This is a genomic window from Streptomyces sp. NPDC090022 (assembly GCF_044748145.1).
Lineage (GTDB): Bacteria > Actinomycetota > Actinomycetes > Streptomycetales > Streptomycetaceae > Streptomyces.
Window position 1 is genome coordinate 102,055 of record NZ_JBIVFN010000012.1, and the last position, 26,126, is coordinate 128,180.

The window sequence follows — 26,126 nt, forward strand, 5'->3', positions numbered from 1 at the left end:
CGTCAGGGCTGTGGGAGGACCGTCCGCAGCCGGGCCGCGACGGCCACCGGCGTGCCGTCGTCGGCGAGGAGGGTGCGCAGCAGGTAGTCCAGCCGCCGGTACTCCTCGGACGTGCCGACGAGCAGGGGCAGCAGCGCGGCCAGCGCCCACTCGGCCGCCGCGTCCCGGCCGGCGCTGAGCACCCAGCGGCGCAGCACCCGCTGGGCGTGCGGGGTCGTGGAGCGGTCGCCCAGCGCGTCGCGCCACAGCCCGGCGATGCCGGCGGCGGCCTCCGACCGGTCGCCCGCGGCGCGCGCGTACCAGTCCAGGACCAGCGGACGCCCGTACTCCGTGTCCTTCTCGGTGCGTTCGCAGGCCCCCAGGAAGCCGCCGACGGCCAGGGCGTGCACGGCGGGGTCGTCCTCCTTGGTGCGCGCGAGCTCCGCGAGGACGAGATCGCCGGCCTCGGAGAGCATGAGCAGCCCGAACGCCATGGCGATCTCGGCCAGCAGCAGCGGGTTCGGCGGGTGGTCTGCCTCGGCCTGGGCGCGGACCGCGCCGCGCAGCGCGGCGATGGTCTCCACCGGGCGCTCCGGGCCGATCAGTCCCTGCGCGCGGATCGCGACCCAGCTGCGGCGGGCGTTCTCGCCGCGACGGCACCAGTCGTCGATGATCCGCGGGATGTTGGCCACGCCGATGCTGTGCGCGAACCACAGGGCGCTGACGGCCACGAGCCGGTGGCGGTAGTTCTCCGACACCGCCCACGGCTCGATGACCAGCGCCATCGCGGACGGCAGGTCGGTGTACGCGAGGACGGCCACGGTGGACGCGGCCCGGGTGCGCACCAGCGGGCGGCCGTCGGCGGCGAGCACCTGGAGCCAGCCGATCAGGGCCGGCCGGGCGGAGGGGTGTTCGGTCCACACCACGCGCAGCAGGACCGACCAGGCGCGTTCGTCCTCGAAGGCGGCCATGACCTGGCTGACCGGGCCCCACTCGGAGTGCTCCTCCACCTCCTCGTAGAGGCGGGCGCGGGCCAGTTGCAGCCGCTTGCCCATGTGCGTGCCGAACACGGGGACGGCGGGCGGCCGGTCCGGCTGGTCGGTGTGCAGCAGGAACCCGTACAGCAGGTCGCTGAGTTCGGCGGTCAGGGTGTACGGGCCGTCGTCGAAGGCGGCCAGCGCGATCAGGAAGGCCTTCTCGCGCAGGTGCAAGGTGGCCTGGTCCTCCTCGAACCACTGCTGGACCTGGCGTTCGACGGTGTCGAGGGAGTAGCGCTCGACGTCCTCGTCGCCGGCCTGCCCGAGCTCGTGCCGCACGAGGAGGGCGGCGAAGCCGACCACCTCCCGCAGCTGGTGGGAGCGGCCCAGGAAATCGGCGACGGCGGGCAGCGCGGTCAGCCGCGCGGCGGCGTCCTCGCCGGCCAGCGCGCGCAGCCGCTCGGCGAGCACGGCGCGGGCGGCGGGCGGGGTCCACGCCTGGGTGGGTACGTCGTCCAGGTGGGCGCCCGGTCCGACGGTGACGACCAGGTAGCCGTCCTCGCCGAGCCGCGCGCGCAGCGCGAGGACGTCCACGTCGCGCAGCGGACGGTCCCGGCGGGTGATCAGGTCGCAGACGACATGGCCGCGCACCCCCGCGGGCCTGCCGTCGGAGGTGGCGCCGACCCGTTCGACGAGTTCGGCGGGGGACGTGCCCCGGTCCAGGGCGTGGACGGGGGCGGCGCCGAGCCGGTGCAGCAGGGTGAGGGCGGCGGTGCGGCGGCCCGTGGAGGGGACGCCGGTGAGCACCAGCACGTGTTCGTTGCGCAACCGTTCCAGCAGCGCCTCGAAGGGGGTGCCGGCGGTGACGAAGCCGGCGGCCAGCCGCCGCAGGGTCTCCTCGGGGATCTCGCCGGTCACCTGGGCGCCGGTGCCGGAGCCCAGGTGGTAGTTGCTGACGTGGATGGCGCCGACGGTGCCCTGGTTGACGCCGAGGATCCCGCCGGAGACCCCGCCGGCCATCCGCATGACGCGGGGGCTGTGGTTGTTCAGGTCCTGGCGCAGCAGCCAGGCGTCCTGGCCGGGCTCGTCCTCGGGCGGGGTCTCCGCGTCGGCGCGCTCGCCCTCGGGCCGGGCCGCCGGCTCACCGGCGGCCCCGGCTCCCGCCCCGGCGCCCACGCCGGCGCCCGCGGGGCCGGCTCCCGCCCCGGGGCCGGCTCCCGCAGCGGCCCCGGCGCCGCCCGCCGGGGCCGGGGACTGGTCCTCGCCGCTCACCGCTTCTCACCCGGAAGGGTGATGCCCGAGATGTTGCCGATGGATCCGATGGAGCCCTGGTTCACACCGATCACGCCACCGGTGACATTGCCGTGGACGGTCGCGCCGCTCTGTGCGGGCGCGGGTGCGGGAGCGGGCGCAGGCGCGGGCGTTCGGTCGCCCGCCGCAGCGGGTGCGGTCGCGGTGGCGGCCGCCGTGGTCGTCCCGGCGCCGGAGTCCCCCTCAGGCTCCGGCGCCGGGGCCCCCGTCGGCAGTGGTCCGTACAGCCAGGCGTGCAGCCGGCCGTTCTTGCTGGGAACGTCGACCGGGCAGAACTCCTCGGCCGGGATCCCCGGGTGGTTGTGGCGGACGATCCCGGCGTAGACCGGGTCGGAGACGCAGAGCGCGAAGTCGTCGGCGCGCTCGCGCAGCGCCGCCCGCAGCGGGCCGCCGTCCAGCAGCCGGCAGGCCGTGTTCAGATCGGATCCGACCCAGCCGTCGAACTCGTCGACGGCCACGAAACCGGTGGCCAGCACCGCGCGCAGGCGGATCTGGGCCGAGCTGGAGGCGAGCCGGTTCACGGCGCGCAGCTCGTGCGCGGCGTCGTGCAGCAGGGCCCGCAGCAGCGCCGGGAGCGGGGCGTTGGCGTCGATCATCACCAGGACGCCGTCGCCGCGGTCGGCGCGCAGGTGCTGGGTCTGGTCGATGCCGGCCGTCCGCAGGAGGCTGTCGACGACGCCGTAGAGCATGCGCCGTAAGTAGCCCTGCTGGATGTCGTCGCGGTCGCTGAACCGCTCGATGTCGAACAGGAGCAGATTGCGGCTCACCGGGTCGGTCATGATCGCCTTTCGTGTGGGGCGTCGGCCGGGCCGGACGCGTGGGGTGCGGGAACAGCCTGCGCCCGGCAGGGGTCCGCGGTTAAGGACCGATGACGCACTCGGACTGTGACCGAGTGCACTGACGGGTCACCGCCGCACCGACGGGTCACTGTGCGCGGCCCGCGACGCGCAGCAGGATGTCCGGCCGTACGATCACCAGCGCCCGGCGCCCGGTGATCACGACCCCCCGGTCGCGCAGTTCCTTGAGCTTGCGTTGGACCATCTCGCGGGAGGCCCCGACGGCCCCCGCCAGCTCCTCCTTCGTCAGCGGAACCGTCAGTTCCACGCCCTCGTCGGTGCGTCTGCCGTGGGTGCGGGCCAGGTCCAGGAGGAGGACGGCGAGACGGGCGCGTACGTCCATGGAGGCGAACTCCAGCCGCCGCTGGTCCGCGGCACGGGTACGGTCGGCGGCCAGGCCGAGCAGGGTGAGGGAGACCCGCGGCGAGCGGGCCAGGAAGTCGCGGAAGCGCTCGTGCTCGACGGCGACGGCGCGTACGGGCTCCAGCGCGGTCACGGTGGCCGAGCGTGGCCGCCCGGTCAGGGCGGCGGACTCCCCGAGGATGTCGCCGGGCCCGCGCAGGGCCAGCAGGGCCTGGTAGCCGTTGGCGGCGGAGGCGGTGACCTTGGTCCAGCCGGTGAGAATGAGCAGGACGTGGCTGGAAGCGTCGTTCTGGTGGATCAGCGGAGCCCGGGGTGCGAACGTGAGCTCGCGGCCGAGCTCACGTAACGCCGTGCCGTCCTCGTGTTCGAGTCGGGCGAGGAACGGGACCCGGTCGTCCAGCCCGCCGTCGCCCGGGAGATGTGCTGCCGCAGCCATGCCGCCCCCCGTTCATCAGGCGGGTCAATGTACTGACCGAGGGGCGCGCGCGGTCACCGGAATACCGGAATTGGAACCGGCCCGTCACCCGGTGTGCACGGTGTGTTCGGAGCCCCGGCTCCGACGGCGGCCCGCGACCGTCACCGACAGCAGCACCAGCACCGCCAGGGCCCCGCCGGCCAGCCCCGCGCGCAGCCCCGGCGGCGTGAAGGTGCACGAGACCTTCCGGGTGCCGGGGGCCAGGTCGACGGCGACCAGCCCGTGGAAGGGCGTCACGGGTGCGGAGCACGCCCAGCCCGGGACGTCGGTCATCGCGAACACGGCGGTGCCGGCCGCGCCCCGGGGCAGGGTGGCCTCGATGCCGTGGCCGCCGGCCCGTACGGAGGTGGCGCCGGTGGCGGACAGCCGTCGCACGGCCGCGTCCAGCCGCGGCCGGTCCAGGCAGCCCACCGGGTGCGCGCCCGCGTCGCCCGCGCTGCCGGTGCGCACCGTGACGTCGACGCGCCCGGAGGCGGGAACGGTGCCGAGTGCGATCACGCCCGTCATCCGGCCCTCCAGGCGGTACTCCCCGCCGCCGGCCAGCGCGGTGCCCTCCAGGGCGGGGGAGAACCAGTACGCCTCGGAGCCGGGCGTGCACGAGGCGGCGTACGTCCGCTCGGTGCCGGAGCCGCCGCGGGTGACGGCCGGGACCTGGTACACCGCGCTGCCCAGGACGTTCTCCTGGCGGGCGTAGACGCTGTCGGCCGGCAGCGCCGAGGTGAAGGGCGCGCTGCGGACCGTGACCAGCGGGGGCGCGGGGAAGCGGGTGGCGGTCCAGGAGTCCGGGGCGGCGCCGGGCCGGACCCGGGCGCCGATGGCGAAGATCGCGTCCAGCACCGGGTTGTCGGCGCCGAAGAAGGTCCGGCCGTCGTTCTTGAAGCCGTAGCCCAGCGGCTCCAGGGCCCGGAAGGTCGCCTCCGGCAGGTAGCTGCTGTAGTACTGCGGGCCCTCGGCGCCCAGCGCCAGCGCGTCGTTGTACGAGGTCTGCGGGCTGCCCGAGTCGGTGCGGTACGCCGGCCAGCCCCCCGCCTTCCGGACCGCCGCGCGGTGGTGGGTGATGGAGGCGCTCGCGGTGACCGCGGTGCCCGCCCAGTTCTCGCGCCCACGCCTCGCGTCCGCGCCGGCCGCGGCCATCGTGGACTCGGCGAGGACCACGCCGGCCATCAGCACGGCCGCCACCGGGAGCAGCGCGCGGCGGCGCCCGGACAGCGCGAGCAGGACCAGGGCCAGCAGCGAGAGGGCGCCGCCGCCCAGGACGGCGTACCAGGTGTGGCGGTCGAAGTCGTCGGTGTGCCGCAGTACGAAGGCCGCCGGCACCAGCAGCGCGGCCGGGACCGCCACGTGCAGCGGGCGCGGGCGGTTCGCCAGCGCCAGCCAGGCCACGATCACCAGCAGCCCGCTGAAGACGAACGCCTCGCGGTAGGGATTGCCGTTCGGCACCGCCAGCCCGTGCCAGACGTACTGGGTCGCCGGGATCTGGAAGGACGCCGCGACCGCCACGACCGCCGCCGCCCACACCAGCCGGGTCCGCGCCGCGATCGCGCTGTTCAGCACGAACGCCCCGGCCAGGATCAGACCGAGGGAGGCGATGTAGAGCCGGGGCCGGCCGCCCCACAGATGGGTGGCCGGGAGCATGCCGGTCAGGAAGACCTCCAGCCGGACCGGATCGAACGAGGCCGCCCTCGTCGGCTGCGCGGCGCCGCTGGCCAGGAACGACGGCAGGAGCAGCGGCAGGGTCAGCAGGATGCCGGTGCCCACCGCCGTACCGGCCCGCCACAGGGCCCGCAGCCGCTGCCGCCCGGTCAGGTCCAGCACGATCAGCCGGACGGCCAGCAGAACGGCCGCCGCCATCGTGGCCATCATCGCCGTGTAGAAGTTGCCGGACCAGGCGAGCGCCACGAGCGCGGCCGCGGCCGGCCAGCGCCGCTCCCGCAGGCACCACTCCACGGCGATCCCGAGCATCGGCAGCGCGGCCAGGCCCCACAGCCACATCGGGATGTACGAGGCATCGCTCAGCGCCCACCCGCACAGCCCGTACGTCGCCCCGAGCACCCCCCGCTGCCACCACGGCCCGGGCACCAGCCGGCCCAGGTAGACCGTCATCAGAGCGGCCGCCAGGGCCATGGTCAGCGGGGTCAGCGCGAAGACGGCCAGGTCCACGTGGTGCCGGGGGACCAGGACGGTCAGCCAGGACAGCGGACTGCCGAGGTAGGTGGCGTAGTCCGCCAGGAACTGCTGGCCGAAGCCGCCCCGCCAGCTGAACAGCACGTCACCGGCGGCCTGCCCGTGCGCCAGGTCCCACAGCGCCCGGTGGAAGGGCACGTACTGGTTGGCCTGGTCGTTGATGGCCCGGCCGGTGGGGCCGAAGGGATAGGTGCCGCGCCAGGCCCAGGCCGCGCAGGACGCGGTCGCGGTGATCACGGCGGCGAGGAGGGGGCCGTACAGCCGGCGCGACCGTCTCCGGAGCCCCCGCAGGCGGCCGGGCGGCGTACCGCCGCGGCCCGTGGTCGGTGCGCGGTCGGTGGGCGGGGTGCCGACGGCCGCCGACTCCGCTGCCACGGTCCCCAATGCTCTGCTCCCTGCTGGTCGGTTGCGCGGACCTGGTGCGACGGGCCAGTTTAGGTGGGGCGGAGTCGGGCGCCCGTTCGGCTTGCGCGTGGTGTGTTTTCGTGCTGGGCATTTGTTTTGACCTACCTCTGTGAGGTAGGTACGCTCAGACCTTGTGCCTGGGGTGTGCCTGGGCTCTCGTGCGTGTCCATCAACCGCACGGGGGTCGGACCGGCCACCGCGATTCGTGTACGTCTCCCGCATCTCGCGGAGCCGACCGAGTCCGACACACCCGACCGCGTGGGTCGGAGAAGTTCCAGGTTAGTTTTACGAACGGCACACAGAAACCGGAGAAGTAGTGCCTACGATCCAGCAGCTGGTCCGTAAGGGCCGGCAGGACAAGGTCGAGAAGACGAAGACGCCCGCGCTCGAGGCTTCGCCCCAGCGCCGTGGCGTCTGCACGCGTGTGTTCACGACCACCCCGAAGAAGCCGAACTCGGCGCTCCGTAAGGTCGCGCGTGTGCGTCTGACCTCCGGCATCGAGGTCACCGCTTACATTCCGGGTGAGGGACACAACCTGCAGGAGCACTCCATCGTGCTCGTGCGTGGTGGCCGTGTGAAGGACCTGCCGGGTGTTCGTTACAAGATCATCCGCGGTGCGCTTGACACCCAGGCTGTCAAGAACCGCAAGCAGGCCCGCAGCCGCTACGGCGCCAAGAAGGAGAAGTAAGAATGCCTCGTAAGGGCCCCGCCCCGAAGCGCCCGGTCATCATCGACCCGGTCTACAGCTCTCCTCTGGTGACCTCGCTCATCAACAAGATCCTCCTGGACGGCAAGCGCTCCACCGCCGAGCGCATCGTCTACGGCGCCATGGAGGGCCTCCGCGAGAAGACCGGCAACGACCCGGTCATCACGCTGAAGCGCGCGCTGGAGAACGTCAAGCCGTCCCTCGAGGTCAAGTCCCGCCGTGTCGGTGGCGCGACCTACCAGGTTCCGGTCGAGGTCAAGCCGGGTCGCCAGTCGACCCTGGCGCTGCGCTGGCTCGTGGGTTACTCCCGCGCCCGCCGCGAGAAGACCATGACCGAGCGCCTGATGAACGAGCTCCTCGACGCCTCGAACGGCCTTGGTGCGGCCGTCAAGAAGCGTGAGGACACGCACAAGATGGCCGAGTCCAACAAGGCCTTCGCGCACTACCGCTGGTAGTCGCAACCCACATCGAGACCGAGAGAAGACTGAGCCGACATGGCTACCACTTCGCTTGACCTTGCCAAGGTGCGCAACATCGGCATCATGGCTCACATCGACGCGGGCAAGACGACCACCACCGAGCGCATCCTGTTCTACACCGGCGTGTCGTACAAGATCGGTGAGGTCCACGACGGCGCCGCCACGATGGACTGGATGGAGCAGGAGCAGGAGCGCGGCATCACCATCACGTCCGCCGCGACGACCTGTCACTGGCCGCTCGAGGACGTCGACCACACCATCAACATCATCGACACCCCGGGTCACGTGGACTTCACGGTCGAGGTGGAGCGTTCGCTCCGCGTCCTCGACGGTGCCGTCACCGTGTTCGACGGTGTCGCCGGTGTGGAGCCGCAGTCCGAGACCGTTTGGCGTCAGGCGGACCGCTACGGCGTTCCGCGTATCTGCTTCGTCAACAAGCTCGACCGTACCGGCGCCGAGTTCATGCGCTGCGTCGACATGATCAAGGACCGCCTCGGTGCGGTTCCGATCGTGATGCAGCTGCCGATCGGTGCCGAGGCGGACTTCAAGGGCGTGGTCGACCTCGTCCGCATGAAGGCCCTCGTGTGGTCCGCCGAGGCCACCAAGGGCGAGATGTACGACGTCGTCGACATCCCGGCCACGCACACCGAGCTGGCCGAGGAGTGGCGCGGCAAGCTCGTCGAGACCGTCGCCGAGAACGACGAAGAGATGATGGAGCTGTACCTGGGCGGCGAGGAGCCGACCGAGGAGCAGCTGCACGCGGCCGTGCGCCGTATCATCCTCGGCTCCGGCAAGGGCAAGGGCGAGCCCACGATCACCGCGGTGTTCTGTGGCACGGCGTTCAAGAACAAGGGCGTCCAGCCCCTGCTCGACGCCGTCGTCCGCTACCTCCCGTCGCCGCTGGACATCGAGGCCATCGAGGGCCACGACGTCCGCGACGCCGAGGTGGTCGTGAAGCGCAAGCCGTCCGACGAGGAGCCCCTCGCCGCGCTCGCGTTCAAGATCATGAGCGACCCGCACCTGGGCAAGCTCACCTTCGTCCGGGTCTACTCGGGCCGCCTGGAGGCCGGCACCTCGGTGCTGAACTCCGTCAAGGGCAAGAAGGAGCGCATCGGCAAGATCTACCGCATGCACGCGAACAAGCGTGAGGAGATCGACGCGGTGGGCGCCGGCGACATCGTCGCCGTCATGGGCCTGAAGCAGACCACCACCGGTGAGACGCTGTGCGACGACAAGAGCCCCGTGATCCTGGAGTCCATGGACTTCCCGGCTCCGGTCATCCAGGTCGCCATCGAGCCCAAGTCCAAGGGTGACCAGGAGAAGCTGGGTGTCGCCATCCAGCGTCTCGCGGAGGAGGACCCCTCCTTCCACGTCCACTCGGACGAGGAGACGGGCCAGACCATCCTCGGCGGTATGGGCGAGCTGCACCTCGAGGTGCTGGTCGACCGTATGAAGCGTGAGTTCAAGGTCGAGGCCAACGTCGGCAAGCCGCAGGTCGCGTACCGCGAGACGATCCGCAAGGCCGTCGAGCGTCACGACTACACCCACAAGAAGCAGACCGGTGGTACCGGTCAGTTCGCCAAGGTGCAGATCGCGATCGAGCCGATCACGGACGCCGATGGTCCGGCGTACGAGTTCGTGAACAAGGTCACCGGTGGCCGCGTGCCGAAGGAGTACATCCCTTCGGTCGACGCCGGTGCGCAGGAGGCCATGCAGTTCGGCATCCTGGCCGGCTACGAGATGACGGGCGTCCGCGTCACGCTTCTCGACGGTGGCTACCACGAGGTCGACTCCTCCGAGCTCGCGTTCAAGATCGCCGGTTCGCAGGCCTTCAAGGAGGCCGCGCGCAAGGCTTCTCCCGTGCTCCTCGAGCCGATGATGGCCGTCGAGGTCACCACGCCGGAGGAGTCCATGGGCGACGTCATCGGTGACATCAACTCCCGCCGTGGCCAGATCCAGGCCATGGAGGACCGTCACGGAGCCAAGATCGTCAAGGGCCTCGTGCCGCTTTCGGAGATGTTCGGCTACGTCGGCGACCTCCGCAGCAAGACCTCGGGTCGCGCAAGCTACTCGATGCAGTTCGACTCCTACGCCGAGGTTCCCCGGAACGTCGCCGAGGAGATCATCGCGAAGGCCAAGGGCGAGTAACTCTTCCGAGTACACGCTTTAGGCTTGTCACCGGTGTCCCAGGGGCGGACGGGAACAACCGTTCTCTCCGCCCCCGGGGCCGGCATTCCAGCAAAGATCACCTGGCGCCGATGAGTAAGGCGTACAGAACCACTCCCCAGGAGGACCCCAGTGGCGAAGGCGAAGTTCGAGCGGACTAAGCCGCACGTCAACATCGGCACCATCGGTCACATCGACCACGGTAAGACGACCCTCACGGCCGCCATTACCAAGGTGCTGCACGACGCGTACCCGGACCTGAACGAGGCCTCGGCCTTCGACCAGATCGACAAGGCTCCTGAGGAGCGCCAGCGCGGTATCACCATCTCCATCGCGCACGTCGAGTACCAGACCGAGGCGCGTCACTACGCCCACGTCGACTGCCCGGGTCACGCGGACTACATCAAGAACATGATCACCGGTGCCGCGCAGATGGACGGCGCCATCCTCGTGGTCGCCGCCACCGACGGCCCGATGCCGCAGACCAAGGAGCACGTGCTCCTGGCCCGCCAGGTCGGCGTTCCGTACATCGTCGTCGCCCTGAACAAGGCCGACATGGTGGACGACGAGGAGATCCTGGAGCTCGTCGAGCTCGAGGTTCGTGAGCTCCTCTCCGAGTACGAGTTCCCGGGCGACGACGTTCCGGTCGTCCAGGTCTCCGCGCTCAAGGCGCTCGAGGGCGACAAGGAGTGGGGCGAGAAGCTCCTCGGCCTCATGAAGGCTGTCGACGAGTCGATCCCGACCCCGCCGCGTGACACCGAGAAGCCGTTCCTCATGCCCGTCGAGGACGTCTTCACGATCACCGGTCGTGGCACCGTCGTCACCGGTCGTATCGAGCGTGGTGTCCTGAAGGTCAACGAGACCGTTGACATCATCGGCATCAAGGAGCAGAAGACCACCACCACGGTCACGGGCATCGAGATGTTCCGCAAGCTGCTCGACGAGGGCCAGGCCGGTGAGAACGTCGGTCTGCTCCTCCGTGGCATCAAGCGCGAGGACGTCGAGCGCGGCCAGGTCATCATCAAGCCGGGCTCGGTCACCCCGCACACCGAGTTCGAGGCGCAGGCCTACATCCTGTCCAAGGACGAGGGTGGCCGCCACACGCCGTTCTTCAACAACTACCGCCCGCAGTTCTACTTCCGTACCACGGACGTGACCGGCGTTGTGACCCTCCCCGAGGGCACCGAGATGGTCATGCCGGGCGACAACACCGAGATGACGGTCGCGCTGATCCAGCCGGTCGCCATGGAGGAGGGCCTGAAGTTCGCCATCCGTGAGGGTGGTCGTACGGTCGGCGCCGGCCAGGTCACCAAGATCACGAAGTAAGTTCCGACATCTTCGGGTCCGGCCTGGCGCTCGCGCGAGCGAGCACCATGCTTGACCGAAGGGCCCCGTCCCACCGCTCACGCGGCGGGACGGGGCCCTTCGTCTTTGCCGGGCGCCGGCCGCTCCGGGCTCGGCGGGTAGGCGGTGGCTACGCGTCGGGCTCGTCGCCGAACAGCTCGTCGGCGGTGGTCGCCGTGATGGCCCGGTCGAACCAGTGGTCGAGGACGTCGATGTCGGTGCACGCGGACACGCGCACGCGGATGTCGAGGGAGACGGCGATCCCGCGACGGTCGAGCAGGCGGAGGATGTCCTCGGCCTTGCCCTGGGCGAGCCCGGCCGCCTGGCCCTCGGCCTTGCCCTCGGCGAGCCCCGCGGCCTTGCCCGCGGCGAGTCCCTCGGCGAGTCCCTCGGCCTTTCCTTCGGCCATGCCCCTGGCCGCTCCTTCGAGCATGGCCTTCTCGATCAGGGTCCCCCGGCCGGGGAAGTAGCTGGTCACGCCCATCAGAGTCCTCCAAGTGTCTCCGGCCGGCGAGTCGCCCAGGCCGATCTCCAACATTTCCGAGTAGTAGAGGTGCGTTGCCGAGTCGGTGGCACCCATGGCCTGCATGAGGGCCTCCAGTATGGCCGGGGCCCGTTCGTCGCGGCCATGAGTCAGGGCCGAGAAGGTGGCCAGCGCGAGATTGCGCGCGGCCTCGGCGGGGTCGGTGATGAGGGGTACGTTCCCCGGTCCCAGGACCAGCGGGTGCGTACTGACCGAGGTCCAGCCCTCCGCCGCCATGGTGAACGGGCCGGCCGCCCACCGGGCCGTCGTCTTGTCCCGGCAGAGGACCAGGAGCAGTGCCGGCAGCTCGTACTTGGCCCGGAGGTACGCGAGGTAGTACGTCCAGCTGGATGCCTTGTCCGGATCGCGCCGTCCCTGGGCCTCGATCGCGAGCAGGAACCGCGCGCCTTCGGATGTCTCCACGCGCAGCACACTGTCGACGCGCCGTTCCAGGGGGCGGATCTCGGTGGCGTCGGGGGTCAGGACGTCGATCGTCGCCTTCGGCGGCAGCGGTACGCCGAGGATCCCGAAGACGGGTGCGAGGAGTTCCGGCCGGTCCTGGAAGATCCGGTGGGACGCCTCGTGGGGGGAAGTGACCATGCCCGAAAGGTAGAGCGGCTCGAGTGACCAGGAACGTTCCTGTGGCATATGACCACTCGTCCGGGTGGGCTGTTCGGCGGGGTGTCGGTGGGGTGTGAGATCCTGCGCAGCGCATGGGGTGAGTGAGCTACGTGGGGGACACCGTGGGTGGCAGTGGGGGGTCGTCGGTCAGTGACGACGACTGGGACAAGTTCCTGCGGCAGGCCGAGCTCGGGGTGGGGGAGGCGCCCAAGGAGCCGTCCGCGCGGGCGCGGATGGTGACCGAGCGGCTGCGGCGCGAGGACGAGGAGCGGGCGCGGGCCGCCGGGCGGACGTGGTTCGGGCGGAAGAACGCGCCGGAGCCGCCGCCGGGGTGGCGGACCGGGCCGGCGCCGAGGGAGAAGGGCGGCCGGCGGCTGAAGGCGGCCGTGGTCATCGTGCTGATCGCCGGGCTGGCGCTGATCGCCGTACGGCCGGAGCTGGTCATCGACCGGATCACCGGGAAGGCAGGGCAGGACGGGCAGGACGGTCGCCGTCAGGCTCCGCTGCCGGCCGAGTCCGTACGGCCCACCGGGCCGCCGGAGCGGATGGATCCGGACCGGCCCACGCTGAAGGAACCTTTCCGCGGATCGCCCGCCGTGCAGTGGGCCGACGGCGCCGCCGGGATCGAGGTGCCCGAGGCGCAGGCCGCGGGCGGGGTGTCCAAGGAGCAGGTCGCGCAGGGGCTGGCGCAGGTCAAGCAGTTCCTGGTGCTGGCCAACCTGGACCCGGCCACCCTGCGCGGGGACCGCCCCGAGGCCGTGCTGAAGATGATCGAGCCGCGCCAGCGCGAGGCCGTCGACCGCCTGGAGCGGGCCCTGGACCGGCCGGCCAAGGAGACGGATCCGCTCCAGATGTTCACCCGGATCGATCCGGCCGAACTCAGGCTCGCCGGCGACGTGGTGAAGGTGCGCGGCCGGATGACGGTCAAGGACGGCCCGAAGCCGGGGCAGTTCGACGTGGCGGCGGACTACACGTTCGTCTACCCGCTCGTACAGGTGAAGGCCGGCGCGAGCGAGGTCCGGCGGACCATCGTGCGCCGCCAGATGACGTTCGCGTTCGCCGACCCGGCCCGCTGGCAGGTCACGCCGGACACGATGCAGCTCGGTGACTACAGCTACGACGTCCTCAACTCGTCCTGCTCCGACTTCGACGGCTTCCTGCACCCCTCCTTCAGCGACAGCCCGGACACGGGCCCGCAGCCGTCGGGGCCGCCCGTGGACCCGTACGACCGCAGCAAGGACATCGCCCGCGACGGAACCGATGAGGGGTGCGGGGCCCTGTCCCGGACCTGAGGCCCGCGGGCCCCATGTGAGAAGGGCCGCACCCTGCCGGGTGCGGCCCTTCTCCTCGTACGGCGTCGGGTGTCAGACCGTCCGCAGGGATTCCGTGAACTCCTGGCAGGCCGCGTAGTCCGGCAGCAGGCCCGACGCGATCGCCTCGGCCAGGGACGGGGCGGCCTCGTCGCGGGCCGAGAGCTGCGGGACGTCCGCCGGCCACTCGATGCCGAGGTCGGGGTCCAGCGGGTGCACCGCGTGCTCGCCCGTCGGGTTGTACGTCTCCGAGCAGAGGTACGACAGCGTCGCGTCGTCGCTCAGCGCGCAGAAGCCGTGGCCCAGGCCCTCGGAGATGTAGACCGCGCGGCGGTCGACGTCGTCCAGCCGGACGCCCTCCCAGCGGCCGAAGGTCGGGGAGCCCACCCGCAGGTCGACGATGACGTCGAGCACGGCGCCGCGCACGCACGTCACGTACTTGGCCTGGCCGGGCGGGACGTCGGCGAAGTGGATGCCGCGGACCACGCCGCGCGACGACACCGAGAGGTTGGCCTGCGCCAGCTTCAGCGGGTGGCCGACGACCTCGGCCAGCTTGTCGTGGCGGTACCACTCGGTGAACAGGCCGCGCGGGTCCCCGTGCAGCTGCGGGGTGAGCTCGAAGGCACCGTCGATCGACAGGGGACGGATCTTCATCGGGCGCTCTCCTCGTCCAGCAGACGCAGCAGGTAGTCGCCGTAACCGCTCTTGACCAGCGGCTCGGCGAGGGCGCGCAGCTGCGCGGAGTCGATCAGGCCGGCCCGCCAGGCCGCCTCCTCGATGCAGCCGATCTTGAAGCCCTGGCGCTCCTCGATCACGCGCACGAACTCCGAGGCCTGCACCATGGAGACGAACGTCCCGGTGTCCAGCCACGCGGTACCGCGGTCGAGGATGGTGACATTGAGCTCACCGGCCTGGAGGTAGGCGTCGTTGACGGCCGTGATCTCCAGCTCGCCGCGGGCGCTGGGCTTCAGGCCGCGCGCGATCTCCACGACCTGGTTGTCGTAGAAGTACAGACCCGGCACCGCGTAGCGGGACTTGGGCTTGGCCGGCTTCTCCTCGATGGAGATCGCCTGGCCGTTGTCGTCGAACTCGACGACGCCGTACGCCGTCGGGTCCGCCACCGGGTACGCGAAGACCCGGCCGCCCTTGGCGTCGGTGTGCTGGGCGAGCCGGGTGCCGAGCCCGCTGCCGTGGAAGATGTTGTCGCCGAGGATCAGGGCGACGTGCTCGTCGCCGATGAAGTCCGCGCCGAGGACGAACGCCTGGGCGATGCCCTCCGGGCGCTCCTGGACGGCGTACTCCAGCTTGAGGCCGAACTGCGAGCCGTCGCCGAGCAGTCGCTCGAACTGGTCACGGTCCTCGGGGGTGGTGATGATCAGGATTTCACTGATCCCGGCCATGACCAGGGTGGACAGCGGGTAGTAGATCATCGGCTTGTCGAAGACGGGCAGGAGCTGCTTCGAGACTGCCCGCGTCAGCGGCCAGAGTCGGGATCCGGTACCACCGGCCAAGAGAATTCCACGCATGGGAGAACCCTAAGCGAGGGGCGCGAGGGGGCGGGCCGGGGCCGGAGTGTGACGTTCAGCGGACCGCTAGACTCTTCGTATTATGCGCATCCTCGTGACCGGCGGCGCCGGCTTCATCGGTTCAGAATTCGTCCGCCAGCAGCTCGGTGCCGACGCGTCCGCACGGATCACGGTCTTCGACAAGCTGACCTACTCCGGCGTTGAGGCCAACCTTGCGCCGGTCGCCGACCACCCCGGCTACCGCTTCGTCAAGGGCGACATCTGCGACGCGGAGGCCGTCGACCAGGTCATGCCCGGTCACGACGTCGTGGTGCACTTCGCCGCCGAGTCTCACGTGGACCGCTCGATCGCCGGCGCCGGACCGTTCGTGATGACCAACGTCGTCGGCACCCAGGTGCTCCTCGACGCCGCCCGCAAGCACGGCGTCGGCCGCTTCGTCCACATCTCCACCGACGAGGTGTACGGCTCGATCGGCGAGGGCTCCTGGACCGAGGAGTGGCCGCTGGTCCCCAACTCGCCGTACTCCGCCTCCAAGGCGTCCTCGGACCTGCTGGCCCTGGCCTACGCGCGCACCCACGGCATGGACGTGGTGGTCACGCGCTGCTCCAACAACTACGGGCACTACCAGTTCCCGGAGAAGGTCATCCCGCTGTTCGTCTCCAACCTGATGGACGGCAGGAAGGTCCCGCTGTACGGCAACGGCGGCAACGTCCGCGACTGGCTGCACGTCTCCGACCACTGCCGCGGCATCGACCTGGCCATGCGGGGGGGCCGGGCCGGCGAGGTCTACAACATCGGCGGCGGCACCGAGCTCACCAACAAGGAGCTCACCGGCGTCCTGCTGGAGGCCGCCGGCCTCGGCTGGGACATGGTCGAGCACGTCGAGGACCGCAAGGGCCACGACCTGCGCTACTCCATCGACATCAGCAAGATCGGCGCCGAGCTGGGCTACGCCCCGCAGGTCACCTTCGAGGACGGCATCAAGGCCACCATCGACTGGTACCGCGAGAACCGCGCCTGGTGGGAGCCGCTGAAGGCGAAGGCGGCGCTGCAGAAGTGAGGACCAACTCCTTCGCCGGGCGCTGGCTCGTCACCGGCGCGGGCGGGATGCTCGGCCAGGACGTCCTGACCGTCCTCAAGCGCGCGAAGATCGAGGCCGTCGGCCTGAGCCGCGCCGACCTCGACATCACCGACCCGGCCGCCGTCCGGGCCGCGGTCGAGGGCGCCACCGTGGTCGTGAACTGCGCCGCCTGGACGGACGTCGACGGCGCCGAGACCGCCGAGGAGGCCGCCACCGCGGTCAACGGCACCGCCGTGCGCGTCCTCGCCGAGGCCTGCGCCGCCGCCCACGTGCGCCTGATCCACGTCTCCACCGACTACGTGCTGCCCGGCGACGCCACCGAGCCGTACCGCGAGGACGCCGCGACCGGCCCGGTCAACGCGTACGGGCGGTCCAAGCTCGTCGGCGAGCAGGCCGTCACCGCGACTCTGCCGCAGGACGGCTACGTCGTACGGACGGCCTGGCTGTACGGCGAGCACGGGGCGAACTTCGTCGCCACCATGCTGAAGCTGGCCGTCCAGCGCGACAGCCTCGACGTGGTCGACGACCAGCACGGCCAGCCCACCTGGTCCTACGCCCTGGCCCGCCACCTGGTCGAGCTCGGCCTGGCCGCCCTCAACGGCTCGGCCATGGGCGGGATCTACCACGGCACCGCGAGCGGCCGGACCACCTGGATGGGCCTGGCCCGCGAGACCTACCGGCGATGCGGACTGGACCCCGAGCGGATCCGGCCGACCACCTCCGAGGCGTTCGTCCGCCCCGCCGTCCGCCCCGCCTTCAGCGTGCTCGCGCACGACGGCTGGGCCGAGGCCGGCCTGGCCCCGCTGCCCGACTGGCGGGACCAGCTGGCCGAGGCGCTCGCCACCCCCGGCTTCGCCGCGCTCGCGAAGGCGGCCCGGAACGGCAGCGCGGGATGACGTCCCTGCTGACCAGGCTCACCGCGGCGCTGCCGCCGGGCACCGTCGCGGTGGCCGGCGGCACCGTCGTGCTCGGCGCCGCCTCGTACGTCCACCTCGGTGTCGCCGGACACAGCCTGTCGACGGACGCCATGGCGAACGTCTCCGTGCTGTGGACCATCGTGATGTCGGTCGGCATCGGCCTCTTCTTCCCCATCGAGCAGGAGCTCACCCGGATCGTCGCCGCCCGCGCCGTGGGCGGCCAGGGCGCCGCCCCCGTACTGCGCCGGGCCGCCCTGCTCACCACCGGGATCCTCGGCGCGACCCTGCTCGCCCTGGGCCTGGCCGCGGGCCCCGTCGCCGACCTGCTCTTCCACGGCGACCGCGGCCTGGTGGCCGCGCTCGGCGCCGCCTTCACCGGCATGGCCGTCTGCTACCTCACCCGCGGCGTCCTCGCCGGCCTCGGCCGCTTCGGCGCGTACGGCACCCAGCTCGCCGTCGACGGCGGCCTGCGCATCGCGCTCGCCTTCGGCTGCGCGCTGGCCGGGCTGCACTCGGCGCTCGCCTTCAGCCTGGTGCTCGCCGTCGCACCGGTCGTCTCGGTGCTCGTGACCCTGCCCGCGCTGCTGCGCGCCAGCGGACCCGGGGACGTGGCCGGCTGGCGCGAGCTGACCGGCGGGCTCGGCCTGCTGATCTGCTCCACCCTGCTGGCCCAGGTCGTCGTCAACGCGGCGGTGATGAGCACCAAGCTGCTCGCCCCCACCGACAGCGCGCTGATCGCGGCGCTGCTGAGCGCCCTGGTCCTGGCCCGGGTGCCGCTGTTCGTCTTCGGCTCGCTCCAGGCCTCGCTGCTGAGCGGGCTGAGCGCCGCGTTCGAGGCCGGCGACCGGGCGGCGTTCTGGTCGATGCTGCGCCGCATCGGCGTGGTCGTCGGACTGCTGGGGCTGGCCGGCGGGGTGCCCGCCACGGCGCTGGGCCCCTGGCTCATCGAGGTGCTCTTCGGCGCCCGTCCGGCGCTCGGATCCTTCGACTTCTTCCTGCTGTCCGCGGGCACCGTCGCGTACATGTTCGCGATGGTCCTCGGACAGGCCCTGATGGTATTCAGGCGGCACAACCTGCAACTGCTGTGCTGGGCCGTCGGTACCGTAGTACTGGTGTGCATCACCTTCGCGCCGGGCGACGTGGCCCTGCGGGTGATCCTCGCCTACGCTCTCGGCTCCCTCGCCACCGTCCTCGGTATGCTGACGGCGCTGAGGCTGAGCTTCCCCGGAGCGGCCGCGGCTGCCGCGCAGGGGGCCGGGCACACGGACGCCGCAAGCCCGCTGGGCGCCGGTGCGGTCAGCAGATGACCGAGCCGGCCCTTGATGCCACACCGATCACCGCGCACACGAACGTGCCGAATTCCGCTGGAGCTACCGTGACCCAATACGACGACGTCTGGCTGGTCATACCGGCCTATAACGAGGGTCAGGTGATCGCCGACGTCGTGGAGGGAGCGCGCAAGACCTTCCCGAACATCGTCGTCGTCGACGACGGCAGCACCGACGACTCGGCCCAGCACATCGCCACCACCGGCGCCCACCTCGTCCGCCACCCCGTCAACCTCGGCCAGGGCGCCGCCCTGCAGACCGGCCTGACGTACGCGCTCGCCCAGCCCGGCGCGAAGTACTTCGCCACCTTCGACGCGGACGGCCAGCACCAGACCCACGACGTCGAGAAGATGGTCGAGGTGCTGCGCGGCGGCGAGGTCGACGTGGTGCTCGGCTCCCGCTTCATCGTGCAGAACGACCAGGTCCCGTGGATCAAGCGGGTCGTGCTGCGCACGGCCGCCGCCGTCAGCCCGACCGCCCGCAAGCTCAAGCTCACCGACGCGCACAACGGCCTGCGGGTGCTGGGCCGCGAGGCGGCGGAGCAGCTGCGGATCACCATGAACGGCATGGCCCACGCCTCGGAGATCGTCGGCTTCCTCGCCGGCTCCGACCTGCGGGTCGCCGAGGTGCCGGTGGACATCCTCTACACCGAGTACTCGCGCGCCAAGGGCCAGTCCCTGATCAACGGCGTCAACATCATTTTCGACATCACGATGCGGGAGCGTGGCCGCTGATGAAGTACTTCTGGATCCAGCTGCTGCTCATCGCGGGCTCGGTGTCGATGGCCCTGGTCTTCATACGGACCTGGAGCCAGGCCAAGAACCGTGCCTGGAAGCGCATCGCGTTCTCGCTGTTCGTCGTCGTCAACGTGTACGCGGTGCTCCGCCCGACCGACGTCACCTGGGTCGCCCAGCAGCTCGGCGTCGGCCGCGGCACCGACCTCGTGCTGTACGTCATGGTGCTGGCGATGGGCTTCCTGACCCTCAACACCTTCCTGCGCTTCCGCTCGCTGGAGAAGAAGATCACCGACCTCGCGCGGACCGTGGCCATCAACGAGGGCCTGCGGCACAACGACGAGCGCCTCGGCGCGGAGGACGGCGCCGCCGTCCCGGCCCCGGCGAAGCCCTCCGACTCCGTGAAGGCCTGAGCGCCCGTGGTGACCTTCGACTTCATGCTCCCCTACTACGGGGACGTGGCGATGATGCAGGACGCCGTGCGCAGCGTGCTGGCGCAGACCGACCCCGACTTCCGGCTCGTCGTCATCGACGACGGCCGTGAGCCGGAGGTCCCCGGCTGGTTCGAGCAGCTCGGCGACGAGCGGGTCCACTACACCCGCAACGAGCACAACCTCGGCATCACCAAGAACTTCCAGAAGTGCGTCCGGCTCTCCGAGGCCGACTACGTCGTCATCATGGGCTGCGACGACCTGCTGCACCCGCACTACCTGGAGACCGTCCGCGCCCTCATCGAGGCCGACCCGGGCATCGGCATGGTCCAGCCCGGCGTCGAGGTGATCGACGGCGAGGGCAAGGTCACCTCCGGCCTCGCGGACAACGTCAAGCACTGGCTGTACGCCCCGCAGGTCAAGGGCCGCCGCGTGATGGGCGGGGAGGAACTCGCCACCAGCCTGCTGCGCGGCAACTGGCTGTACTTCCCCTCGATCAGCTGGCGCGGCGAGGCCCTGCGGGCCGTCAACTTCCGCGACGACTACTCGGTGATCCAGGACCTCGCCCTCGTGGTGGACCTGCTGGAGGCCGGCGAGCGGATGGTCGTCGACCAGACCACCACCGTCTTCCAGTACCGCCGCCACGCGGTCAGCGAGTCCTCGGTGCAGGCCTTCTCCGGCACCCGTTTCGCCGAGGCCGAGCGCTACTTCCACGCGGTCGCCGACCGGATGGACGCCCGCGGCTGGCGCAAGGCGGCCCGCGCCGCCCGGATCCACCACGGCTCGCGCTTCCACGCGATCACCATGCTGCCCGGCGCGCTCAGGCGCGGTCAGCGCGACGGCGTGAAGGTCCTGGCCCGCCACGCCTTCACCCCCGGCGCGCGCTGAGCCGCAGCGCCGCCCACACAGCGCAAAGGGGTGTGCCGCCGGTCCGAGGACCGGCGGCACACCCCTTTCGCGTGCGCGCTACGGGCGCTGCTGCCCGGGAGGCGTGCCCTTCCCGCCCCGTACCGGCGGGATGTACACCGCGCAGTCGCCCTGGATCGCGCCCTTGACGGCGAACCGCGGACACGTCCCGTCGGGCTGGCGCACGTTGTGCGAGGTCCACGCCAGCTGCCCGGTGGAGTTCTCGGCGGGGGAGCGCGGCATGTACGCGTCGGCCGTGGCCGAACCCGCCGTACCGAAGAGCAGCCCCAGCGCGCACAGCGCGCCGATCACACCGGCCCGCCGCCGCGGGCCGGTGACACCGCGCCGGCCCAGGCCCGGCACCAGCGCCTCGTGGGTGCGCAGCCAGTCCCGGATCCGCCCGGCCCCCAGGTACACCGCCAGCCCGGTCAGCGCGATCAGGCAGTACACGATCTGCAGGCTGGTCCGCGGATAGAGCTGTACGGCCTGGTCGCGCGCCATGTGCGAGGCGTACCAGTAGCGCAGGGCGAACGCGCTGGCCGTGCAGGCCGCCAGCGTCAGCACGGTGGGCTGCCGCAGCCCCAGGGCCACCGCCACGCCCAGCCCCGCCACCAGCACGATCGTGAAGAGCCCGACCCCGCCGAGCTCGCCGGGCGGCGGCCAGCCGATGCTGCGCAGCGGGCCCGGCATCGAGGCACCCCACATCGCGAAGTACGCCGGGTCGCTGAGGGTGTCGAAGTAGAAGTAGTTGTCCTTGGTCGAACCGCTCACGCCGAGCAGCCGCGTCATGTAGCCCCCGGCCAGCACCAGGAACACACCCAGCGAGGACGCCAGCACCAGCAGCCCGTCCAGCAGCGCCCGCGCCCCGCCCGACCGCGCCAGCCCCACGAGCACCACCGCGAACAGCACGACCACGCCCACCGCGGACCACACGAACCAGCCCGCGTACAGCAGGAACAGCGCGGCGAGCACCGCACCCAGCACGCCGCCCGTCACCATGGCCCGCCGCCGCCCCAGCCGGGCCGAGCGCTGCGTGGTGTCGACCAGCTTGGCGAACACCGGGATCACGATCATCAGGACGAGCGGGGAGTACGGCTTGTAGGGCTCGACCAGCGGCAGCGAGGCCGTCACCCCGATGCCCAGGGCCCACAGCGGCGGCAGCAGCATCCGCCAGGCCAGGTAGGCGGCCGGCCCGCAGAGCGCCAGGAACCCGATCATCAGCCACTTCATGGCCTTGGCCACATCGCCGCCGAAGGCCAGCTCGGCGGTCCACGCCAGCAGGTACGGCAGGCCCGGCGGGTACGACGGGGGCAGCGCCACCCCGTCCATCACGTCGTACGCCCAGCTCTGCAGGGTCCCGGCGTCGCCCCAGTTCGCGTACATCGGCCACACCGTGCCGCGCAGGGCCACCACACTGCCGGCCGCGGTCACGCCCGTGGCCAGACCGGCCACCGCCGCCGCGCCCAGCCGGACGGCCACCCCCGGCATCCGCCGGGCCAGGGCCGCGTACAGCAGCACGGTCACCGTCAGCAGCGCCAGCAGCCGCAGCTGGATCGCGGCCAGGCCGCTGACCTGCCCGATCCGCTCCATCGGGTTCTCGCGCAGGCTCATGCTCAGCCAGGTGAGCAGGAGGGCGGCGAAGACCGCCGTGCCCGCCTCGGCGAGGGTGACGGCGAAGGTACGGGTGGAGCGGCCGCGGCCGCGGCGCGGAGCGGGGCGCGCGACCAGGCGTTCTGCGCCCGGTGCTGCCGGGGGCGCGGTGACTGTCATGTGCCCCGAGCCTACCGGCCGGATCCGGCCGCTTTGCGCCGAGCCCGGCACCTGGCCGCCCCCCGTGGGCCGCCCCCCGCCGTCCGCTCCCGCCCGCCGCCGTCCCGGCCGGCCCGGGCGGGTCCCGGCGGGGCGGCGGCACCCACCGCGCACCCGCGGGCCGCCGGAGCGCCGCCGGCACTTGGTACGGTTGCCGCGGGGGGACGCCGAGGTCGTGCGCACACGTGCCACGGGGAGCCGCTTCCACGCGCCTCCCGGATGCACGTGCTCCATGCTGCGCCGGCGACCCCGTCGCGCGCGGCGCGCGGGCGCCGAGACCGCGCCCAGCCGCCCCAGCCGCCACCGCGGCGGCCGTACCGGGGCGGCCAGCAGCAGACATACGGCCGCAGCACGCTGTTCGCGGTGACGTCGCGACGGAAATGGACTGAGATGACGAACCTGGCCCCCGAGGCGGTCGGAGAGGCCGCCACGGCGCAGCGCCGGCCCGGGAGCGCGGACGGCAGCCCCGCCGCCTCCGCCCCGCGCGGCCGAGCGGCCTCGTGGATGTCCCGGCGCTGGGTGCGCGCCCTGGCCGAGATCCTGGTCAGCGTCGGCGCCGCCCTCGGCTACACGCTCCTGGCCCGGCACATCAGCGTGAACCCGATGAACCGCATCGGCCAGGTCAGCGGCCTCGCCAAGCTCCAGCAGTACGTGGCGATCCTCGCCCTGCCGCTGCTCGCGCTGCTGCTGTACACGGCCTACCGCGGCGCGCTGCGGCGCCACGAGACCGTCAAGCGCCTGGTCTGCGCCGCGCTGGCCGGCCTGTCCACCGGCGTGATCGCCGGCGGTGTCGTGGTCGCGCTGCGCGGCACCCCCTGGCCGCTCGGCGGCCAGGAGGGCGACCCGAGCGTCCTGATCGCCATGGCCAACTCCTTCCTGCACGGCGAGGGCATGTCGGGCATCTACCCGCCCGGCTTCCCGGCCCTGATGGCCGCCTGGGCGAAGATCCGCTACGACGGCATCGGCAGCTCCGGCTTCGCCCTGCACGACATGCAGATCTTCTTCAGCGCCCTGGCCGGGCCGATGGCGTACCTGGCCTGGCGGCTGCTGCTGCGCCCCTTCTGGGCCCTGCTGATCGCGGTCCCCGCGGCCGTGCTCTTCCTCGACCCGATCCGCCCGTACAGCCACGTCGTCATGATCGTGCTGCTCCCGCTGCTCGCCTACTTCATGCGCGAGATCCGGCGGTCCGCCGGGCGCTCCGTGCGCACGGCCCTGCTGCGCGGCGCGGGCCTGGGCCTGGTCTTCGGCATCCTCTTCCTCTGGTACTCCGGCTGGTACGTCTGGGCCGCGCCCGGCGTGTTCCTGCTGGCCCTGTTCGTCTTCCCCTGGCGCGGTGGCGCGGCCGCCCGCGGCCGGGCCGGCGCCTACCTCGGCGCCACCGTGGTCACGGCCGGCGTGGTCGGCGCCCCGCTGCTGTACCAGATGATCCGGCTGGGCTCCCAGACCCCGGACCGCTACGCCTACCTGTCGGTCTACGCCGACCCCGCGTACGTCATGGGCTGGGCCTCCGACCGCGCGGGCACGCTGACGTACGAGAGCTGGCCGGTGGCGGGCGAGATGGCCGGCCAGAGCGCCTTCACGCTGCTCCTGCTGCTCGGCGTGGGCCTGGGCATCGGCCTGGGGCTGCGCAGCATCGTCGTGCGCACGACGGCGGCGGTCCTGGTCGGCGCGTGGCTGGCCCGCTTCTGGTTCGCCTCCCACATGGCGCACGAGAAGGCCGTCCAGCTCTACCCCCGGACCACCTGGATCATCATGTACTGCCTGATGATCCTGGCCGTGCTGGGCCTGATGATCACGGTCCGGCGAGGCTCCGGCTGGGCCGAGCGCACCCTGCGGCGCGGCGGTGACGCGGGCGCGGGCGCGGCCCCGGTCGTGCCGCGGCGGGTCGTCCAGCAGCTGGTGGCGGGCCTGATCTGCGTGACCGCGCTGTTCGCGACCATGGGCGCCTCCTGGTCGGTCAACCGCTACATGCCGGCGGCCGAGGCCGCGAACAACTCGCAGGACACGATGGGCATCGACGCCTGGCGCGCCCACACGATCAAGAAGCCGGACGGCACGTGCCCGCGCTTCTCCCCGGTCAAGAAGTGCGCCGAGCCGATCGTCCAGGACTGGAAGCCCAGCGCGGACGACGGCCACATCTGGTGCGCGAACGTCGCCGCCAAGGACTGGCCGAAGGTCTGCGGCCGCCGGGCGCCGTTCGAGGACCCGAAGTAGCGGAGGCGAAGGGGCGGGGCGGTCACGGTTCGAACCGGGACCGCCCCGCCCTTTTCGGCCGCCGTGGCCCCGCGTGGCGGAAGCCCCGCGGCCCCGCGTGGCGCGGTTTGACGTGTCCCCGCAGGCGGGTATTGTCTAGGGCCCCGATTGGCGCAGTACGTGTCTCGTATGGCAGACTGTCGGGGTTGCTCGGTTGAGTGCCGATGCTGCGCGCCTCCCGCCGGGAGGACCGGAAGCGAGTCCCACAGTACTCGTCGCCTTTATCTGCCCCCTGGGGCAGCAATGGGGCGGACGTACGGGAATCTTCCGGGAAGCGTGGGCGGGGTACTCGCCAGGCACTCGGTGGGTGTTTCTCCCCCGAACCGCGGACCGGGTCTGGACCGCATCCCCTCTGAGCAGGGAATTTCCGTATGGGAATTTTCTCTGGCGGGAGTGCGACACGCCCGACCGCGTGGGTCGGAGAGAAGCCGCGCGAGAGCGCAGCCGGCCGAGTACCAGAGCGTTTTCACTAGACAAAGGACTACTGAGTAGCCATGGCGGGACAGAAGATCCGCATCCGGCTCAAGGCCTACGACCACGAGGTCATCGACTCCTCGGCGAAGAAGATCGTCGAGACGGTGACCCGCACTGGTGCGTCGGTCGCGGGCCCGGTGCCGCTGCCCACTGAGAAGAACGTGTACTGCGTCATCAAGTCGCCGCACAAGTACAAGGACTCGCGCGAGCACTTCGAGATGCGCACGCACAAGCGCCTGATCGACATCCTCGACCCGACGCCCAAGACCGTTGACTCGCTGATGCGCCTGGACCTTCCGGCCGGCGTCGACATCGAGATCAAGCTCTGAGAGGCGTCGAGAAGATGGCAAAGCAGATCAAGGGCGTCCTGGGCGAGAAGCTCGGCATGACCCAGGTCTGGGACGAGAACAACCGTGTCGTCCCGGTGACCGTCGTCAAGGCCGGGCCCTGTGTCGTGACCCAGGTCCGTACCAACGACATCGACGGCTACGAGTCGGTTCAGATCGCCTTCGGCGAGATCGACCCGCGCAAGGTGAACAAGCCCCTCAAGGGCCACTTCGCCAAGGCCGACGTGACCCCGCGCCGCCACCTGGTGGAGCTCCGTACCTCCGACGCCAGCGAGTACACGCTCGGCCAGGAGATCACTGCCGAGGTGTTCGAGTCCGGCGTCAAGGTCGACGTCACGGGCAAGAGCAAGGGCAAGGGCTTCGCCGGTGTCATGAAGCGCCACAACTTCCGTGGTCTGGGTGCCGGTCACGGTACGCAGCGCAAGCACCGCTCTCCCGGTTCCATCGGTGGCTGCGCCACCCCGGGCCGTGTGTTCAAGGGCCTCCGCATGGCTGGCCGCATGGGCAACGAGCGGGTCACCACCCAGAACCTGACCGTTCACGCCGTTGACGCGGAGAAGGGCCTGCTGCTCATCAAGGGCGCGGTTCCTGGTCCGAACGGCGGCCTCGTCCTGGTCCGCACTGCGGCCAAGGGGGCCTGA

The 26,126-nt window shown here is 71.5% G+C and carries 22 protein-coding genes; 14 read left to right on the forward strand and 8 right to left on the reverse strand.

What is annotated here, in order from left to right:
* Positions 1-2: 2 nt before the first annotated feature.
* The 4 genes from ACIPXB_RS21755 to ACIPXB_RS21770 all read right to left on the reverse strand — a co-directional run bounded on the left by ACIPXB_RS21755 (position 3) and on the right by ACIPXB_RS21770 (position 6,500).
* Positions 3-2,228: a hypothetical protein gene (locus tag ACIPXB_RS21755; protein ID WP_401452339.1), complete on the reverse strand. Its 2,226-nt coding sequence runs from the start codon at positions 2,226-2,228 to the stop codon at positions 3-5.
* Entirely contained in the window at positions 2,225-3,046 is an 822-nt protein-coding gene (locus ACIPXB_RS21760) for a hypothetical protein (protein ID WP_401452341.1), read from the reverse strand. Before ACIPXB_RS21760 ends, ACIPXB_RS21755 begins: the two co-directional genes overlap by 4 nt.
* Before the next feature lie 145 nt (positions 3,047-3,191).
* Complete coding sequence (locus ACIPXB_RS21765) at positions 3,192-3,902, reverse strand: Crp/Fnr family transcriptional regulator (protein WP_401452343.1); 711 nt, start codon at positions 3,900-3,902, stop codon at positions 3,192-3,194.
* An 84-nt stretch (positions 3,903-3,986) separates the two neighbouring features.
* Positions 3,987-6,500, reverse strand: a complete 2,514-nt coding sequence (locus ACIPXB_RS21770) for a YfhO family protein (protein ID WP_401452345.1) — start codon at positions 6,498-6,500, stop codon at positions 3,987-3,989.
* A gap of 346 nt (positions 6,501-6,846) precedes the next feature.
* Here ACIPXB_RS21770 and rpsL point away from each other — a divergent pair, with 346 nt between their 5' ends.
* The 4 genes from rpsL (at position 6,847) to tuf (ending at position 11,207) form a co-directional block, all read left to right on the forward strand.
* On the forward strand, positions 6,847-7,218 hold the full coding sequence (gene rpsL, locus ACIPXB_RS21775) for a 30S ribosomal protein S12 (protein WP_007265893.1): 372 nt from the start codon (positions 6,847-6,849) through the stop codon (positions 7,216-7,218).
* A gap of 2 nt (positions 7,219-7,220) precedes the next feature.
* Complete coding sequence (rpsG, locus tag ACIPXB_RS21780; RefSeq protein ID WP_053731192.1) at positions 7,221-7,691, forward strand: 30S ribosomal protein S7; 471 nt, start codon at positions 7,221-7,223, stop codon at positions 7,689-7,691.
* 39 nt (positions 7,692-7,730) lie between these two features.
* Positions 7,731-9,863 (forward strand): elongation factor G, encoded by a 2,133-nt coding sequence (gene fusA / locus ACIPXB_RS21785; protein ID WP_401452347.1) that lies wholly within the window; start codon positions 7,731-7,733, stop codon positions 9,861-9,863.
* A 150-nt stretch (positions 9,864-10,013) separates the two neighbouring features.
* Positions 10,014-11,207, forward strand: a complete 1,194-nt coding sequence (tuf, locus tag ACIPXB_RS21790) for an elongation factor Tu (RefSeq protein WP_401452349.1) — start codon at positions 10,014-10,016, stop codon at positions 11,205-11,207.
* A gap of 148 nt (positions 11,208-11,355) precedes the next feature.
* On the opposite strand, the gene ACIPXB_RS21795 is transcribed toward tuf, so the two are convergent.
* Entirely contained in the window at positions 11,356-12,348 is a 993-nt protein-coding gene (locus ACIPXB_RS21795; protein WP_401452351.1) for a hypothetical protein, read from the reverse strand.
* Positions 12,349-12,491: 143 nt separating this feature from the next.
* Between ACIPXB_RS21795 and ACIPXB_RS21800 the strand changes: the two genes are divergently transcribed.
* Positions 12,492-13,661, forward strand: coding sequence for a hypothetical protein (locus tag ACIPXB_RS21800; protein WP_401452353.1), 1,170 nt, complete (start codon positions 12,492-12,494; stop codon positions 13,659-13,661).
* A 72-nt stretch (positions 13,662-13,733) separates the two neighbouring features.
* Here the strand turns inward: ACIPXB_RS21800 and rfbC are convergent, their stop codons facing one another.
* Both rfbC and rfbA read right to left on the reverse strand, forming a co-directional pair.
* Positions 13,734-14,333 (reverse strand): dTDP-4-dehydrorhamnose 3,5-epimerase, encoded by a 600-nt coding sequence (gene rfbC / locus ACIPXB_RS21805; RefSeq protein WP_401452355.1) that lies wholly within the window; start codon positions 14,331-14,333, stop codon positions 13,734-13,736.
* Entirely contained in the window at positions 14,330-15,205 is an 876-nt protein-coding gene (rfbA, locus tag ACIPXB_RS21810) for a glucose-1-phosphate thymidylyltransferase RfbA (protein ID WP_401452357.1), read from the reverse strand. The genes rfbC and rfbA overlap by 4 nt, the downstream gene beginning before the upstream one ends.
* Before the next feature lie 82 nt (positions 15,206-15,287).
* Here rfbA and rfbB point away from each other — a divergent pair, with 82 nt between their 5' ends.
* The 6 genes from rfbB to ACIPXB_RS21840 all read left to right on the forward strand — a co-directional run bounded on the left by rfbB (position 15,288) and on the right by ACIPXB_RS21840 (position 20,584).
* Complete coding sequence (gene rfbB, locus ACIPXB_RS21815) at positions 15,288-16,265, forward strand: dTDP-glucose 4,6-dehydratase (protein ID WP_401452359.1); 978 nt, start codon at positions 15,288-15,290, stop codon at positions 16,263-16,265.
* A 47-nt stretch (positions 16,266-16,312) separates the two neighbouring features.
* Positions 16,313-17,182 (forward strand): dTDP-4-dehydrorhamnose reductase, encoded by an 870-nt coding sequence (gene rfbD, locus ACIPXB_RS21820; protein ID WP_401452506.1) that lies wholly within the window; start codon positions 16,313-16,315, stop codon positions 17,180-17,182.
* A complete protein-coding gene (locus ACIPXB_RS21825) occupies positions 17,179-18,510 on the forward strand; it encodes a lipopolysaccharide biosynthesis protein (RefSeq protein WP_401452361.1) in 1,332 nt (443 codons plus the stop codon). Before rfbD ends, ACIPXB_RS21825 begins: the two co-directional genes overlap by 4 nt.
* A 68-nt stretch (positions 18,511-18,578) precedes the next feature.
* On the forward strand, positions 18,579-19,265 hold the full coding sequence (locus ACIPXB_RS21830) for a glycosyltransferase family 2 protein (protein WP_401452363.1): 687 nt from the start codon (positions 18,579-18,581) through the stop codon (positions 19,263-19,265).
* Positions 19,265-19,678, forward strand: coding sequence for a DUF2304 domain-containing protein (locus ACIPXB_RS21835; RefSeq protein ID WP_401452365.1), 414 nt, complete (start codon positions 19,265-19,267; stop codon positions 19,676-19,678). The genes ACIPXB_RS21830 and ACIPXB_RS21835 overlap by 1 nt, the downstream gene beginning before the upstream one ends.
* 6 nt (positions 19,679-19,684) lie before the next feature.
* On the forward strand, positions 19,685-20,584 hold the full coding sequence (locus ACIPXB_RS21840; RefSeq protein WP_401452367.1) for a glycosyltransferase family 2 protein: 900 nt from the start codon (positions 19,685-19,687) through the stop codon (positions 20,582-20,584).
* A gap of 78 nt (positions 20,585-20,662) precedes the next feature.
* Here ACIPXB_RS21840 and ACIPXB_RS21845 read toward each other — a convergent pair whose 3' ends face one another.
* Positions 20,663-22,372 carry a hypothetical protein gene (locus ACIPXB_RS21845; RefSeq protein ID WP_401452369.1) on the reverse strand — a complete coding sequence of 570 codons (1,710 nt, stop codon included), beginning with the start codon at positions 22,370-22,372 and terminating at the stop codon, positions 20,663-20,665.
* 429 nt (positions 22,373-22,801) lie between these two features.
* On the opposite strand from ACIPXB_RS21845, the gene ACIPXB_RS21850 reads away from it, so the two are divergent.
* The 3 genes from ACIPXB_RS21850 to rplC all read left to right on the forward strand — a co-directional run bounded on the left by ACIPXB_RS21850 (position 22,802) and on the right by rplC (position 26,126).
* Positions 22,802-24,625 carry a hypothetical protein gene (locus ACIPXB_RS21850; RefSeq protein WP_401452371.1) on the forward strand — a complete coding sequence of 608 codons (1,824 nt, stop codon included), beginning with the start codon at positions 22,802-22,804 and terminating at the stop codon, positions 24,623-24,625.
* Between the two features lie 533 nt (positions 24,626-25,158).
* On the forward strand, positions 25,159-25,467 hold the full coding sequence (gene rpsJ / locus ACIPXB_RS21855; RefSeq protein WP_003948644.1) for a 30S ribosomal protein S10: 309 nt from the start codon (positions 25,159-25,161) through the stop codon (positions 25,465-25,467).
* Positions 25,468-25,481: 14 nt separating this feature from the next.
* Positions 25,482-26,126 carry a 50S ribosomal protein L3 gene (gene rplC, locus ACIPXB_RS21860; RefSeq protein ID WP_150209236.1) on the forward strand — a complete coding sequence of 215 codons (645 nt, stop codon included), beginning with the start codon at positions 25,482-25,484 and terminating at the stop codon, positions 26,124-26,126.